Genomic DNA, 15,775 nt, shown 5'->3' on the forward strand with positions numbered 1-15,775 from the left:
ATATGGTTAAAAACATACAGACAGAAGCAGATGAATTTGGATTTTTTGGTGATTTTGGTGGTCAATATGTCCCTGAAACGTTAATGCCAGCAATTCAAGAACTTAAACAAGCTTATGGAGAAGCTAAAATAGATCCTGAGTTTCAAAATGAACTGAATAATTACTTAAAAGATTATGTAGGAAGAGAGACACCGTTAACATATGCAGCATCATATACAAAAGCGCTAGGTGGCGCAAAAATATATTTAAAAAGAGAAGATTTAAATCATACCGGTGCTCACAAAATTAATAACGCCTTGGGTCAAGCACTTTTAGCTAAAAGAATGGGCAAAAATAAATTAGTTGCAGAAACAGGTGCAGGACAGCATGGTGTTGCTAGTGCGACAGCAGCGGCACTGTTTGATATGGAGCTCGTAGTGTTTATGGGTGAAGAAGATATCAAAAGACAAGAATTAAATGTATTTAGAATGGAATTACTTGGTGCAAAAGTTGAACCCGTAACGGAAGGTCAGGGTACGTTATCTGATGCAGTTAATAAGGCGCTACAATATTGGGTAAGTCATGTAGACGATACACATTATTTATTAGGATCTGCTTTAGGTCCAGATCCATTTCCAACTATAGTGAGGGATTTCCAAAAAGTTATAGGTAATGAAATCAAAGATCAAATCAAAGTTAAGGAAGGACGTTTACCAGATGCGATGGTTGCATGCGTAGGTGGAGGTTCAAATGCAATTGGTACGTTTTATCCATTTATTCAAGATGATGTGGCGCTATATGGTGTTGAAGCAGCAGGTGAGGGCATTGACAGTGACAAACATGCACTCGCAATAAATAAAGGAAAAGAAGGTATTTTACATGGTACGAAAATGTATTTAATACAAGATGAAAATGGACAGATAGAATTAGCACATTCCATTTCAGCTGGGTTAGATTATCCGGGTGTAGGACCGGAACATTCATATTATCATGATATTGGTAGAGTTAAATATGCAACTGCTAGCGATAAACAAGCTATGGATGCCTTAGTGAAATTCACTCAGGCAGAAGGTATTATACCTGCGATAGAAAGTGCACACGCACTAAGTTTTGTAGAAGCGTTAGCACCATCTATGGATAAAGATCAAATCATTGTTGTTACTGTGTCAGGGCGCGGTGATAAAGATATGGAAACAATTAGAAATTACATGAGACAAGGTGGCGAAAGTAATGCATAAATTATTTATTCCCTATATCATGGGGAACAAAAATTTTATTGAAAACATGAAAATATTAGGTGAATCAGGCGCCGATATTATTGAAATAGGGGTGCCATTTTCAGATCCAGTAGCTGATGGACCAGTGATTATGGAAGCCGGTAATAAAGCCATACAACAAGGTGTGAATATCACATATATTTTTGATGAACTGACTGCACATCGTGATGCTATAAACAGTCAATACGTACTTATGACGTATATCAATATCATTAATCATTATGGAGAAGACGCTTTTTTTGACGCATGTGAGAAAGCTGGTGTATATGGCTTAATAATACCTGATTTGCCACATGAACTTGTCCAACAATTAAAAAATAGACATCCTCACCGTAAAGTTAATATTATTTCATTAGTTGCTATGACAACATCTGATGAACGCATCAATCAAATTGCTGAAAATGCGGAAGGGTTTATCTACACAGTTACAATGAATGCGACAACAGGAGAAAATGGAAAGTTCCATCCAGAGCTGAAACGAAAAATTGAAAAAATTAAAAACAAAGCGCATGTACCTGTAGTGGCAGGTTTTGGTATCCGAACTAAAGCTCATGTTAATGATATTAGCGAAGTAGCTGATGGTGTAGTCATCGGTAGTGAAATTGTTAAACGGTTTGAACAAGATCAAAATGCATCAACAATCACATATCTAAAATCTATTAGAACAGCGTTAGATGATGTATAAATTAACGGTTGATGTGTAAAGTTTATTTTAGGTGGGTATTGTTTGAAATAGATAGTCAATATCGAAACACAGAATTGAATTCTAACTGAGTTCAAGCAGATAAAAACCTAAATAAATGAAGAGGTGACAATCGTGAATAAAAAAGTTTTATTCATTATAACAAGTAGAGCACAATATGAAGATGGTACACCAACAGGATTATGGTTAGAGGAAGCAAGTGAACCGCATCATATTTTAACGGAAGCAGGTATCGACGTAGATATCGTTTCAATTGAGGGTGGAGAAATTCCTTTAGATCCAAATTCAACTCAAAATGATGAATTGACGAAATACGCACAATTTGTAGAAAAAATTAGTGATGTGCCAAATATAGATCACATTAATGTTTCAGAATATGATGCAGTATACCTACCAGGAGGTCACGGTACATTATTTGATTTCGCGCATAATCAAAAATTAGCGAATATATTGTCTGATTTTAAAGATGAAGGCAAATTTATCAGTTCTGTATGTCATGGTCCAAGTGCATTTGTCGGTGCAAAAGACAAAAATGGTAAATATCTTGTAGAAGGTGTTACTTTAACATCCTTTACAGATAATGAAGAGCGTACGATGGGACTAGAAAATAAAGTACCATTTTTAACGCAAACAGAATTAGAGCAACAAGGCGCTAAATTTGTTCCAAAAGATAACTTCACAGAACATGTTGAAACAGATAACCAATTCATCACTGGCCAAAATCCTCAATCTAGTGTAGCAATCGGTGAAGCACTAAAAGATGCCTTAAAATAGCTAGTCTTTAAAAACCAGGTGATTTTAGATAACCTAAGCTGCTAACAAGTATAAAACTTGTTAGTAGTTTTTATTTTTTCATAGTTTAATTAAGATTTGTGTTTAAATAGTTATTCTTTGTTAGAATAAAAGTAATGCTATAATAAAACAACACATAAATTATAAGTAAATTGTAGCATTTAGTAATTCTAACTAGGGTATCGATTTAGTTTTATAATTGAATATTGTATAATAATTAAGATTAAAGTTTAAACTCGAAATAAAGTACTATAGACAAATAGGAGTATATAAAATGAAATTTACGAATTTAACTGCAAAAGAGTTTGGTGCATTTGTTGACCATATGCCCAACAGTCATTTTACACAAATGGTAGGCAATTATGAGTTGAAAATTGCAGAAGGTACAGAAACGCATTTGGTAGGCGTGAAAAATAATGAAAATGAAGTTATAGCAGCCTGCTTATTAACTGCTGTACCGGTTATGAAAATATTCAAATATTTTTATACAAATCGTGGACCGGTGATTGATTTCGAAAATAAAGAACTTGTCCATTATTTTTTCAATGAATTAGCTAAATATGTGAAAAAACATAATGCATTGTATTTAAGAGTAGATCCATACCTTGCATATCAATATCGAAATCATGATGGAGATGTATTAGAAAATGCTGGTCATGATTGGATTTTCGATAAAATGAAGCAACTTGGATATAAACATCAAGGGTTTTTAACTGGTTTTGATCCAATTATTCAAATAAGATTCCACTCTGTTTTAGATTTAAAAGATAAGACAGCAAAAGATGTCCTAAATGATATGGATAGTTTGCGTAAACGTAATACAAAAAAAGTTCAAAAAAATGGTGTGAAAGTCAGATTCTTAGGCGAAGATGAATTACCAATTTTCCGTTCGTTTATGGAAGATACTTCAGAATCGAAAGATTTTGATGATAGAGAAGACAGCTTCTATTACAATAGACTAAAGTATTATAAGAATCGTGTATTAGTGCCATTAGCTTATATGGATTTTGAAGCATACATCGATGAACTCAAGTCAGAGCGTGAAGTGTTAAGTAAAGATATTAACAAAGCGCTTAAAGATATAGAAAAACGTCCAGAAAATAAAAAAGCATATAATAAAAAAGAAAATTTAGAAAAACAACTTATTGCAAATCAACAAAAGATTGATGAAGCTAAATCATTACAAGAACAACACGGTAATGAATTACCAATTTCAGCAGCATTCTTTATCGTCAATCCATACGAAGTAGTGTATTATGCAGGAGGAACATCTAACGAGTTTAGACATTTTGCAGGAAGCTATGCAATACAATGGAAAATGATTAATTATGCAATCGATAATAATATCGATAGATATAACTTCTATGGCATTAGTGGTGATTTTTCAGAAGAAGCAGAAGATGCAGGTGTTGTGAAGTTTAAAAAAGGATTCAACGCTGATGTAGTTGAATATGTTGGTGATTTTATAAAACCAATCAATAAGCCAATGTACAAAATTTATACAATGTTAAAGGGATTAAAAGATAAAAAGTAATATGTATTATATTTAGAAAGGAACTAGCTATAATGAAATTTACAGAGTTAACTGTCAAAGAATATGACAATTTTGTACAAAATCCAGCATTAGAGAGTCATTACTTTCAAGTAAAAGAAAATATAGCTACTAGAGAAGAAGATGGTTTTCAAGTTGTTTTATTAGGCTTAAAAGATGATGATAATCAAGTTATCGCAGCTAGTCTTTTCTCTAAAATCCCAACTATGGGAAGCTATGTTTATTATTCAAACCGTGGTCCAGTCATGGATTATAAAGATTTAGGTTTAGTTGATTTCTATTTACGTGAATTAGATACTTATCTTCAAAAACAAAATTGCTTATATGTAAAAATGGATCCTTATTGGATATACCAAATTTATGATAAAGATATTCATCCAATGGCTGATCATCAAGAAAATGATGCGCTTGTTAATTTATTTAAATCTCATGGATATACGCATCATGGGTTTACAACAGAATATGATACATCAAGTCAGGTTAGATGGATGGGTGTGCTTAATTTAGATGGTAAAACACCTGCGTCATTAAAAAAACAGTTTGATAGTCAAAGAAAACGAAATATAAATAAAGCTATTAATTTCGGCGTGAGAGTAAGATTTTTAGAAAGAGAAGAATTTGATATCTTTTTATCACTTTATCGTGAAACTGAAAAACGTGCTGGTTTTGTATCCAAAACGGATGAATATTTCTATAATTTCATAGATAATTATGGGGATAAAGCTTTGATTCCTCTAGCTTATATTGATTTAGATGAATATGTTACGCATACACAAGAAAGTATTAATGAAAAAGAAGCACGTAGAGATCAAATGATGCAAAATGAGAATAAATCTGACAAGCAATTGAAAAAAATTGCTGAAATCGATAAACAAATTGAACATGATAAAAAAGAATTATTACATGCGAGTGAATTAAGACAGACAGATGGCTCAATCTTAAATCTTGCAGCAGGCGTATATTTTGCTAATGCATATGAAGTGAATTACTTCTCAGGTGGGTCATCTGAGAAATACAACCAATATATGGGGCCATATATGATGCATTGGTTTATGATTAATTATTGTTTTGATCACGGATATGGTCGTTATAATTTCTATGGCTTATCTGGTGACTTCACTGAAAATAGTGAAGACTATGGTGTTTACCGATTTAAGCGTGGTTTCGGTGTACAAATCGAAGAATTAATTGGTGATTTTTATAAACCAATCAAAAAAATAAAATATAAGTTATTCAATACGCTTAACAATATTAGGAAAAAAATTAAAAAATAAAAAATAAAAAAGAAAGCATACTGGTATATAAGCCCTAAGCCAGTATGCTTTCTTATGTTCAAAAAAGGCAGCGACATAATGTATTCGCCGAACCTCATTTTATTTTGGCAATAGATGACTGAACTGAAGCTCTGATAAACCCTAATAATTTTTCAATTCTAGTCATTTTTGCCGCGGCTGAAAATTAGATTTCTGCCCACTCCTTTTATGTGGATAATCATGCGATGTCTATTCTGGTTGTTTCCACATTTTTAGTATATAACTCACTCATAAGAAGCGCAATATTATTTTATTCTATAATTGAAATAGTAAATTCTTATAACATATTATTAATTTATTATAATTTTAAAATGTGCTTACTATACATTTACATTTTAAATGCATTTTTAAAAGAATAAATTAACGTAAGGCGTCTATGAGATAAGTTATTCCAATAATAAAGAAAACTGCGCTCATAAATACAGCGATAACAACAGCAGCGATTAATGGATTAAATAATAAAATTACACCAAATATAATTTCTATGATATTTAATAAGATAGATACCATATGAAATCGTTTGTTTGAACCTTCTGCAGGTGTAATTGTAAACATATTTAAAACTGCATTAATAATAAACCATATAGCGAATAAGTAAACAATAAATGTCGTACTTGTTACTACATTAAATAATATAAGTATGCCGATGATGATGTTGATAATACCTAAGACAATCAGCAAATTTGAACCCTTTTGCGTAGCTTGTTTCATAATGCGTCTCACAAAAATTTCAATGAAACCGGTAATAACGAATAAAATACCTATTAGCCAGGTAATAGCGAATAAATTTTCTTCAGGAAAACTAATGATAAAAACACCTATAATCAAGAAGAAAACACCAATTAATAAACTGGACCATCTAATTCCCGTTTTTTGTTGCATGTTTTTCACTCCAATCACAATTACATTTACCCGTAATGAAAGAATTCAACACTTTCATAAATCATAATAATGTTATGTTAACAAAAATGAATAATAAAGTAATCTGTTTTGTTTGATTTAATCAATATTTAGGTCCAATGTATAAGATATAGGGTTTTAAAATAAATATTCATTTTACGTTAGGGAGTGTTTGATTAATGGGTATTTCGATTCAAAAATCAATTTATAAAAAGATACTAAAAAATTTAGCTACTGATCCGTTTAGTGTAACGTTTTGGGATGGTTCAGTGGTAAATTATAACGATGGAGTTGCTAAATTCCATTTAATTTTTAACAAACCGCTAAATAAAAAACTGCTAAAAACAAATCCCATGATTGCATTAGCTGAAGGCTATATGGATAAAGATATTGAAGTCGATGGGGATTTAGAATATATTATGGAATCCATTTTTTCACAACAAAGAAGTTTTATAAATAAACCTAAGCAAAAGCATGTGCATTCTCGAAAAAAATATAAAAACACTAAAAAAAATGCTAAAGAAAATGCTTCATTTCACTATGATTTAGGCAATGATTTTTATCGCTTATGGTTAGATAAAACGATGAATTATTCATGTGCATATTTTAAAACGAAAGCAGATTCGTTATATACCGCTCAAGTTAACAAGATTAACCATATATTAAAAAAGTTAAATTTACAGTCTGGCCAGAGTTTATTGGATATTGGATCTGGATGGGGACATCTTATTATTGAAGCTGCAAAACAATATAATGTTCAAACATTAGGTATTACATTAAGTGAAGAACAATATATCAAAACAAAAGAGCGCATAAAGGCTGAAGGTTTGATTGGCCAGGTGGATGTTAAGTTAATGGATTATAGAGAACTTATTAATGAAAAAAGAACTTTTGATCGAATTGTAAGTGTAGGCATGTTAGAACATGTTGGGCATGATCATATTCCTATATTCATGGAAAATACACATAAGTTATTGAACGATGGCGGTGTGGCATTGTTACATTGTATTACTGGACTTGTTGAAGTAGAAGGTAACGACTTTCTCACTAAATATATTTTCCCCGGAGGTGCAATTCCTTCAATAAGAGCATTAGTTGACAATATGTCACAGAATAACTTGAAAATTGTAGATGTAGAAAGCTTAAGAAGGCATTACACTTTAACTTTACGTAACTGGGCAGAAAATTTTGAAGCAAATATAGATAAAGTACGCGAACAATTTGATGAGCGATTTATAAGAATGTGGCGTTTGTATTTAAATGCATGTGCGGCAAACTTCACATGTGGTGTTTCCGATTTGCATCAATTTTTAATCACAAAAGGTGTTAATAATGAACTTCCAATGACAAGAGATTATTTATACTGTGATAATTAATACAAAAATTTTGATAAATGGTGTTGAAACTTAATTTTCTGTTTTAACACCATTTATATTTATATAGTACTTAAAGTAATCGGTATTTATAGTTTACTTTATTTATGTTATGTAAACTATAAATATTATAGTTTTAATTAAAAACCATACAGTTAAAGAATATTGCGAGTAATGTTTGATAGCATTCTCGCTTATATTTTTAAAACTTGTAATTATTTTAATAAAGCTATATCATTTTGAAGCGCTGAGAAGTTGATTTTTGAACGTTGAACTTTGTTTTTGTGTACAATATATAGACATTGTTGCAAATAGACATTGTTGCAAATAGACATTGTTGCAAATGAGCGAACAATAATTTGTTTATAAATTTGTTATCGGTATTTAGATCTCTACAGTAAGATTATATATTGAGCATTGCTGTTGAAAAATTAAAATGCAAATGACAGACATATTTAAATTGAAATTGTTGTTAATGTATGTTTTCAATTCATTTTAAACGTAAAGTTTTTGATGATTTATCAAACCTAGATTAAGTAATACTTGGACTTTAATAAAGTAAGTGATAAATATCTTTTAAATAAGACGAAAATCGGCATACATATTTCAGTTAACATTTTAGTTTACATAATATATATTATAGGAAGTTATGAATATTTTGATATAGGGCACCTATTTTGCATTAATTTATATTTTAGTTTCTGTTTGAATTAGATTATGAGTTATCTATACTAATACTGTATTCATGACTGTAAATATCAAACGACCATGTGTTTTTATAGCCAGTAAGTTAGATTGTATGTTAAATATTTGCTGTAAATCTATAATTTATTATTGTTGATTTTGACGTAGTTATTTAACGTAATTAACAGATAATGTCATATAAAATATATGCCTTTATCAAATCGTAACTTTTTTGATTTAATAAAGGCGTATATGATTATTGATTGTTCTTTACATAAACTTCAATTGAGTCTTTAGTGAATTGAGCGGTGCCAGCTCCAAATTTATCTATATTTACTTTGAATCGTTCGTCTTCAACATACATATGACCTAAACGTTCAAAGATGTCTAGTGTGTAATCAAAATTTATGTTTGAATTTAGATAATCATACCATTTTTGCACATTTGATTGGACTTCAGCAGATTCTGGCGATTGGCTTTTTAAATTGGCAAAAGTTGAAAAGATATCATTCATTTCTTTAGTTTTTACATCTTTTTCTTTATCTGACCATGAGTTGATATGCTCGTTCGCTTTCGTAACGGTAGTATCGCCCCACTTTTTACGTGCTTCTTCATCATAGCTTTTGGGTAAATTGTCAAAATTAAAACCCTTGAATTTTTCTTCATTTGTCATAGTTATTTCTCCCCTCATATAGCGTAACGTTTGATCGATTGTTTGAATCATTTGATCGGTTCGATTTTTCCGATTTATAAGCAATTGTTTGTCCATTTTTAATGCTTCTTGTCTATCAAAGGATGGGCTAGCAATGATTGATTTAATTTTTTTAAGAGGAAAATCTAGCTCTCTAAAAAATAATATTTGTTGAAGTTTATCTAAGTCTGCTTCTGAATATAGCCGATACCCTGATTTAGACAGTTTGGTAGGATTTAATAAATGAATTTCATCATAATAATGTAACGTACGCACACTGATACCTACTAAATCTGCAATCTGTTTAACTGTCATTTGCATTTAATTTACCTCCTTATATAATAACTATAATCTTTAACGGAACGTTAGGGTCAATAATAACTTTTTACATTATTTATAGTAGTATAAAAAAAGTCCCTAAGACAAAATATGTCTGGGACTTTTAACCATATTAGTTGACGCAATTATTATGGGCTTAATTTTCTATGTTACATTTAAATAATTATTTTCTTCTTTTAAACTCATGTGCTTCGTCTTCAGGTGAGATACCACGTTTTCGCATTTCTTTAAGCGCCTTTTTTTCTCGACGTTTACGTCTAAAGTCACGTGTGAAATACCAAATTAAAAAGCTCATGATTAAACTTAATACCGCCATAAATGCAGCAAAACCTAATAATGGCTCGTAAGTAATATTTTCGAAATTAGGTATTAAGAATGCAGCAATAGCTAAAATTACAAATGTTAAAATAGCTGCTGTAAACCATTTATTTAAAACAAGTGTACAGAATAATGTAACTATTATAACAGCTACCACTGTAATCCATAAAAAATTGGGTAAATCAAAAATAGTCATTTATAGCGCTCCTTATAAAAATCGTCATATTTGTCATTATAATAATATTATTATACTAAACGAAATTATATATCATATCCATCTTGAGTCGTATAATAATATATTAAAATATTGCATTAATCACGTCAATTAACGTTTATTTTGTTCAAGTAGTTAGTTTATTTTCTAATGCGAATTTAGCATATAAACGCACAATTGTATCTTACAAGGTGATTTCATGTATAATTAAAATTGAATTTAATATACATGACTAGGAGTGATTAAATGGCGGATACTTTACCACTTAGAAATGAAGTTTCTGATGAAATAACTTGGGATATTTCAGCTCTGTTTTCTTCCGATGAAGCATTTTATCAAACTTTAGAAAAAACAACAGCTGCTGCTAAAACATTTAATGAAAACTATGTTCATCAATTGGACAATTCTACTATAATTGAAAAGGCATTGGCTATATATTCTGATATCCTGATTGAATTAGATAAAATGGCAAATTATGCAGAGTTGAGATTAAGTGTTGATACAACAAATGAACAAGCACAAACATTAAGTGCTAAATTTTCAAATACGTTTGGAAAAATTGCGAGTGAATTATCATTTGTTGAGTCAGAAATATTGGCACTTTCAGATGAAACGTTCAAGCGTTTTATCTCAACATCTGAATACCCACATTTTTTGGAAAAATTAAAGGCACGCAAACCTTATCAACTTAATCCTGAAGTTGAAAAAACATTAGCAAGTTTATCATCAGTGTTTGAACGCCCTTTTGAATTATATGGTATCACGAAGATGTTAGATATAGATTTTGACTCATTTGAATATAAAGGTAAAACATACCCTTTAGATTATGCTACTTTTGAAAATGAATATGAAGATCATCCAGAAGAAGCATTTAGAAGAATTAGTTTCAAAAAATTTAGCGATGCATTAAATAAGTATCAACATACAACTGCTGCGACATATAATATGCAAGTACAACAAGAAAAAATTGAAGCAGACCTACGCGGTTATGATTCTGTAATAGATTACCTATTACAAGATCAAGAAATTAATCGAGATATGTTTGATCGCCAAATTGATGTTATTATGAGTGATTTAGCACCTATTATGCAAAAATATGCAAAATTGATTAAACGTGTTCATGGCTTAGAAGTCATGCATTTTGAAGATTTAAAAATATCTATAGATCCTAATTATGAACCCGATATCTCTATTGAGGATTCTAAAAAGTATATTTATGGTGCATTAAATGTTTTAGGTAAAGATTATTTAAATATGGTTGAAACGGCCTATCAAGATAGATGGATAGATTTTGCTCAAAATAAAGGTAAAGATACTGGTGCGTATTGTGCAAGTCCATATGCTACACATTCATATATATTTATTTCTTGGACTGGAAAAATGACTGAAACCTTTGTTTTAGCACATGAATTAGGTCATGCTGGTCATTTTACCTTAGCACAAAGTCATCAAAATTATTTAGAATCAGAACCGTCCATGTATTTTGTAGAAGCACCATCGACAATGAATGAGATGCTAATGGCAAATTATTTATTCAAAAACAGTAGTGATGCTCAATTTAAGCGCTGGGTAATTGGTTCTATCGTTTCTAGAACTTATTATCACAATATGGTAACGCACTTACTAGAAGCAGCGTATCAACGCGAGGTATATAAAAAAGTTGATGATGGTGAATCATTGACTGCCCCGTTATTGAATCGAATTATGTTGGATGTTTATTCTCAATTTTTTGGAGAAAGTGTTAAATTTACAAAAGGTGCAGAACTTACATGGATGAGACAACCACATTATTATATGGGATTATATTCGTATACGTATTCTGCTGGTTTAACAATTGGTACGGTAATGTCACAACGTATTCAACAAGAGGGACAACCTGCTGTGAATGATTGGTTAACTACATTGAAAGCAGGAGGTAGCCAATCACCTGCTGAATTAGCTCAATTAGCTGGTATTGATATTAGCACGGATCAACCACTAAAAGCGACAATTGCATATATAGGTAACTTGGTAGATGAGTTAGAACAACTTACAGATGAAATCGAGGCTGAAGATCAATAACTATAATATAAACAAAGATCTATCTTAAATATAAAGCACGATGCCGATAAAATAAGCAAATCCGGATTTCCAACTGGATGTAGCTAATATTCGACATCGTGCTATTTGTATTTAATCATATGATTCGTAACGTTCACCTGTGACAAAGTAAAAAATGCTTTCTGCAACATTGCTAATGTGGTCACCAATACGTTCTAAATATCTAGCTGCTAGATGTGCTTGTCCTGCAACAAAAGGGTCGTTATCTATTAAATAAGTTGTGTTAACGATATTTTTATATAAATCATCTATATCTTCGTCACGTTCGATAATTTCCTTAATTAAAGTGACATCATCTCTTTTTACTGCATCATCTAAATCTTTTAACATTAATAATGCGAGTTTACCCATAGTATTCAATCTTGTAAGCACATATTCATCAGTGATTTTAGCGCGTAATCTAATTTCAGCAATATTTGCGGCATTATCACCTATTCTTTCGAAATCAGAAGCGATTTTTAGTGCAGCCATCATTAATCTTAAATCAGTAGCAATAGGCTGTTGTTTGGTGATTAACATAATCACTTTTTCATTTATTTCTGTTTCTAAGGCATTAATATCCTTATCGTTCGCAATCGTTTGCCGCGCATAATTTCTATCCTCTTCACTTAACGATCTTAATGCATATTCAATATTATAATATACGTGAAGGCCAAGTCGACGTAAATCTTTCATTAATTCGTCTAATTGGCCTTCATATTTTTCTCTAATAACCATATCTTAACCGAAGCGACCAGAGATATAATCTTCTGTTTGTTTGTCTGAAGGATTAGAGAAGATTTTATCAGTGTCGTCGTATTCATTTACATAGCCGTTAAGGAAAAATGCTGTTTTATCAGAAACACGCGCAGCTTGTTGCATATTATGTGTAACAATAATAATTGAATATTTTTCTTTTAACTCTTGTACGAGTTCTTCTACTTTCAATGTTGAAATTGGATCCAACGCAGATGTTGGTTCATCCATTAAAATAACATCTGGTTCAATTGCTAATGTACGTGCGATACAAACACGTTGTTGTTGACCACCTGATAAGCTGTATGCATTTGTATCTAAGCGGTCTTTTAACTCATCCCATATTGCAGCGCCACGTAAAGATTTTTCGACAATTTCGTCAAGAATCTTTTTATTTTTAATACCATGTATTTTAGGTCCGTAAGTGATGTTATCATATATAGATTTTGGGAATGGGTTCGGTTGTTGGAAAACCATTCCTACATTTGTTCTTAATTTTTCAACAGAATATTTTTCATCAAAAATATTCTGATCACGGTAAATGATTTTACCTGCTGTTTTAACAGATGGCACAAGTTCTACCATTCTATTTAATGTTTTAATATAAGTAGATTTACCACAACCTGATGGTCCTATGATTGCAGTGACATTATTTTCTAAAATATCTAGATTGATGTTTTTTAAAGCATGATTATCGCCATACCATAAATCTAAATTTTTTGTAGAATAGACTATTTTTTTCTCACTATCAGGAATTTTATTGTCATTTTTATTTGTTTCTCTATCAATCGATGCAATTGGTGCAGAATCTTGATTTGTATGTTCTGCGATTTTTGATTTTTCTTCTTTAATTGTATCTTTAGTCATAATTAAAACTCCTTTTGCGATTATGTTATAAACTATAAAGTTATAATTTTCCCCAAAATAACCGCTTAATTAAATTTGATTTTGAAATAACATTAATATTTTTTACTGTATTTATTTCTTAAGAATATTGCGATTGCGTTCATTAGCAGTAAAATCACTAGCAAGACAATGATACCGGCCGACGCAACATTTTGGAATTCATCTTGTGGTAGTTTTGCCCAATTGTAAATCGACATTGGCAACGCTTGGAATTGGTCGAATACACTTGAAGGTAAACTTAATAATACGGTTGGTATACCAATGAGTATGAGTGGTGCGGTTTCACCTAATGCACGAGATAATGCTAGAATGAAGCCTGTTAATATACCAGGAATCGCTGCTGGTAATACAACGCGACGAATCGTTTGCCATTTGTTTCCGCCTAAGCCATATGAAGCTTCTCTAACAGAGCTTGGTACCGATCTGATGGCTTCTTGGCTTGCAACGATAATGACTGGTAAGATAAGTAACGACATAGTTAAAGCCGCAGCAAGTACAGAGTTACTTAAAGCAAGCGCTTCTATACCCATACCTCTTACAAAAATAGTGAGACCAAGTAAACCAAAAACGACTGAAGGTACACCAGCTAAGTTTGAAATACTAACTTTAATAAAACTTGTTAATGCATTATCTTTAGCATATTCTTCTAAATAAATTGCTGTACCTACACCCAATATAATTGAAATTGGAATAATAGTAATCATTAACCAAATTGTACCGATTAAACCGCCTTTCACACCGGCCATTGAAGGCGTAGAAGATGAGAAATTGGTGAAGAACGACGGTGTTAAATGCCCTGCACCTTTAATGAGTGTATCTATAATTAAAGCAGCTAAAAAAAGTAAGGCTACTAAAGTACATGTGAAAAATGCCCATTTATTGAATTTATTTGTTGCTAACCTACTGGAAAGTTTTTTCTCAACTTTTTGTTGATTAACAAGCGCTTTAGTATTTGTCTCTGCCATTTTAATACTCCTCTCTAAAGCGTTTCGTAATCCATTGTGAAATTAAATTCATCACAAGTGTGAATAAGAATAGTGTGAAACCAACAGCATAGATACTGTAATAGATATCAGAGCCAAATGTCGCATCTCCTGTTGCAACTTGTACAATATATCCAGTCATCGTTTGGATAGATCCGGTTAAATCTAATGAAGAACTTGGAGTACTACCTGCTGCAAGTGATACAATCATCGTTTCCCCGATTGCACGTGAGACAGCTAATACGATAGATGCCATAATACCTGAAGTAGCAGCTGGTAATATCACTTTTGTGGCAACTTCAAATTTTGTTGCGCCTAAACCAAGTGCACCTTCACGCATTTTATTTGGCACAGATGACATCGCGTCTTCACTCATGCTCGAAATTAGTGGAATAATCATAACGCCTACGACAATACCTGGACTAATTGAATTGAAACTACCTAATTCAGGAAATATTGCACGGAGTACAGGGGTAACAAATGTTAAAGCGAAAAAGCCGAAAACAATTGTTGGTATCCCAGATAATATTTCTAAAATCGGTTTTATTATTTTTCTCACTCTTGTAGAAGCATATTCACTTAAATATAAAGCAGCGCCTAATCCTAAAGGAACAGCAACAATTGTTGCAATAACTGTTATTTTAAGCGTACCTAAGATCAATGCCCAAATGCCATATTGTGGTGTTGATGAGAATGGATTCCAATCTTTGGAGAATAAAAACTCAGTAATTGGAACACGTGTAAAAAATGTAATGGTCTCTGTTAATAATGTAACGATTATCCCTACTGTTGCTAAAATTGAGCAAATTGCAATGATTCCCAGAATGATCGGTACAATTTTATCGCTAATACCTTTTTTCTTAGCATTGTTTTTAGCAATCATTTCACTAACAGAAGTATTCTGATTAGCCATGTA

The 15,775-nt window shown here is 31.5% G+C and carries 14 protein-coding genes; 7 read left to right on the plus strand and 7 right to left on the minus strand.

Going from position 1 to position 15,775, the window contains the following annotated elements; genetic code table 11:
• Nucleotides 1–2 precede the first annotated feature (2 nt).
• From trpB to MUA21_RS05690, 5 genes are all read left to right on the plus strand, one after another.
• Nucleotides 3–1,217 carry a tryptophan synthase subunit beta gene (trpB, locus tag MUA21_RS05670; protein ID WP_073342178.1) on the plus strand — a complete coding sequence of 405 codons (1,215 nt, stop codon included), beginning with the start codon at nucleotides 3–5 and terminating at the stop codon, nucleotides 1,215–1,217.
• Nucleotides 1,210–1,941 (plus strand): tryptophan synthase subunit alpha, encoded by a 732-nt coding sequence (gene trpA / locus MUA21_RS05675; RefSeq protein ID WP_262562123.1) that lies wholly within the window; start codon nucleotides 1,210–1,212, stop codon nucleotides 1,939–1,941. The genes trpB and trpA overlap by 8 nt, the downstream gene beginning before the upstream one ends.
• A 132-nt stretch (nucleotides 1,942–2,073) precedes the next feature.
• On the plus strand, nucleotides 2,074–2,733 hold the full coding sequence (locus MUA21_RS05680) for a type 1 glutamine amidotransferase domain-containing protein (protein WP_262562124.1): 660 nt from the start codon (nucleotides 2,074–2,076) through the stop codon (nucleotides 2,731–2,733).
• Nucleotides 2,734–3,025: 292 nt separating this feature from the next.
• Entirely contained in the window at nucleotides 3,026–4,285 is a 1,260-nt protein-coding gene (locus MUA21_RS05685; protein ID WP_046208312.1) for an aminoacyltransferase, read from the plus strand.
• Between the two features lie 32 nt (nucleotides 4,286–4,317).
• Nucleotides 4,318–5,577 (plus strand): aminoacyltransferase, encoded by a 1,260-nt coding sequence (locus MUA21_RS05690; RefSeq protein WP_262562126.1) that lies wholly within the window; start codon nucleotides 4,318–4,320, stop codon nucleotides 5,575–5,577.
• A 399-nt stretch (nucleotides 5,578–5,976) separates the two neighbouring features.
• Here MUA21_RS05690 and MUA21_RS05695 read toward each other — a convergent pair whose 3' ends face one another.
• A complete protein-coding gene (locus MUA21_RS05695) occupies nucleotides 5,977–6,498 on the minus strand; it encodes an HdeD family acid-resistance protein (protein ID WP_073342169.1) in 522 nt (173 codons plus the stop codon).
• Between the two features lie 197 nt (nucleotides 6,499–6,695).
• Here MUA21_RS05695 and MUA21_RS05700 point away from each other — a divergent pair, with 197 nt between their 5' ends.
• Entirely contained in the window at nucleotides 6,696–7,892 is a 1,197-nt protein-coding gene (locus MUA21_RS05700; protein WP_133171182.1) for an SAM-dependent methyltransferase, read from the plus strand.
• A gap of 937 nt (nucleotides 7,893–8,829) precedes the next feature.
• Here MUA21_RS05700 and MUA21_RS05705 read toward each other — a convergent pair.
• Both MUA21_RS05705 and MUA21_RS05710 read right to left on the minus strand, forming a co-directional pair.
• Nucleotides 8,830–9,585, minus strand: a complete 756-nt coding sequence (locus MUA21_RS05705) for a MerR family transcriptional regulator (protein WP_262562127.1) — start codon at nucleotides 9,583–9,585, stop codon at nucleotides 8,830–8,832.
• Between the two features lie 181 nt (nucleotides 9,586–9,766).
• Nucleotides 9,767–10,117: a hypothetical protein gene (locus MUA21_RS05710; protein ID WP_073342165.1), complete on the minus strand. Its 351-nt coding sequence runs from the start codon at nucleotides 10,115–10,117 to the stop codon at nucleotides 9,767–9,769.
• A gap of 264 nt (nucleotides 10,118–10,381) precedes the next feature.
• Between MUA21_RS05710 and pepF the strand changes: the two genes are divergently transcribed.
• The gene (pepF, locus tag MUA21_RS05715; protein WP_107526231.1) at nucleotides 10,382–12,196 is read left to right on the plus strand and encodes an oligoendopeptidase F; all 1,815 of its coding nucleotides are present in this window, start codon (nucleotides 10,382–10,384) and stop codon (nucleotides 12,194–12,196) included.
• A 111-nt stretch (nucleotides 12,197–12,307) separates the two neighbouring features.
• On the opposite strand, the gene phoU is transcribed toward pepF, so the two are convergent.
• The 4 genes from phoU to pstC form a co-directional block, all read right to left on the minus strand.
• The gene (phoU, locus tag MUA21_RS05720) at nucleotides 12,308–12,952 is read right to left on the minus strand and encodes a phosphate signaling complex protein PhoU (RefSeq protein WP_262562130.1); all 645 of its coding nucleotides are present in this window, start codon (nucleotides 12,950–12,952) and stop codon (nucleotides 12,308–12,310) included.
• A gap of 3 nt (nucleotides 12,953–12,955) precedes the next feature.
• Nucleotides 12,956–13,837, minus strand: a complete 882-nt coding sequence (gene pstB, locus MUA21_RS05725; protein ID WP_046208304.1) for a phosphate ABC transporter ATP-binding protein PstB — start codon at nucleotides 13,835–13,837, stop codon at nucleotides 12,956–12,958.
• Nucleotides 13,838–13,929: 92 nt separating this feature from the next.
• Nucleotides 13,930–14,841 (minus strand): phosphate ABC transporter permease PstA, encoded by a 912-nt coding sequence (gene pstA, locus MUA21_RS05730; RefSeq protein ID WP_019468772.1) that lies wholly within the window; start codon nucleotides 14,839–14,841, stop codon nucleotides 13,930–13,932.
• A gap of 1 nt (nucleotide 14,842) precedes the next feature.
• A complete protein-coding gene (pstC, locus tag MUA21_RS05735) occupies nucleotides 14,843–15,772 on the minus strand; it encodes a phosphate ABC transporter permease subunit PstC (RefSeq protein WP_046208303.1) in 930 nt (309 codons plus the stop codon).
• Nucleotides 15,773–15,775: the final 3 nt, after the last annotated feature.

It is taken from the genome of Staphylococcus ureilyticus (assembly GCF_025558845.1).
Taxonomy (GTDB): Bacteria; Bacillota; Bacilli; order Staphylococcales; family Staphylococcaceae; genus Staphylococcus; species Staphylococcus ureilyticus.

Coding starts and splice junctions, on each gene's coding strand:
- trpB (WP_073342178.1), top strand. CDS start 3: ATGGTTAAAAACATACAGACAGAAGCAGATGAATTTGGATTTTTTGGT.
- trpA (WP_262562123.1), top strand. CDS start 1,210: ATGCATAAATTATTTATTCCCTATATCATGGGGAACAAAAATTTTATT.
- MUA21_RS05685 (WP_046208312.1), top strand. CDS start 3,026: ATGAAATTTACGAATTTAACTGCAAAAGAGTTTGGTGCATTTGTTGAC.
- MUA21_RS05690 (WP_262562126.1), top strand. CDS start 4,318: ATGAAATTTACAGAGTTAACTGTCAAAGAATATGACAATTTTGTACAA.
- MUA21_RS05695 (WP_073342169.1), bottom strand. CDS start 6,498: ATGCAACAAAAAACGGGAATTAGATGGTCCAGTTTATTAATTGGTGTT.
- MUA21_RS05700 (WP_133171182.1), top strand. CDS start 6,696: ATGGGTATTTCGATTCAAAAATCAATTTATAAAAAGATACTAAAAAAT.
- MUA21_RS05705 (WP_262562127.1), bottom strand. CDS start 9,585: ATGCAAATGACAGTTAAACAGATTGCAGATTTAGTAGGTATCAGTGTG.
- MUA21_RS05710 (WP_073342165.1), bottom strand. CDS start 10,117: ATGACTATTTTTGATTTACCCAATTTTTTATGGATTACAGTGGTAGCT.
- pepF (WP_107526231.1), top strand. CDS start 10,382: ATGGCGGATACTTTACCACTTAGAAATGAAGTTTCTGATGAAATAACT.
- phoU (WP_262562130.1), bottom strand. CDS start 12,952: ATGGTTATTAGAGAAAAATATGAAGGCCAATTAGACGAATTAATGAAA.
- pstB (WP_046208304.1), bottom strand. CDS start 13,837: ATGACTAAAGATACAATTAAAGAAGAAAAATCAAAAATCGCAGAACAT.
- pstA (WP_019468772.1), bottom strand. CDS start 14,841: ATGGCAGAGACAAATACTAAAGCGCTTGTTAATCAACAAAAAGTTGAG.
- pstC (WP_046208303.1), bottom strand. CDS start 15,772: ATGGCTAATCAGAATACTTCTGTTAGTGAAATGATTGCTAAAAACAAT.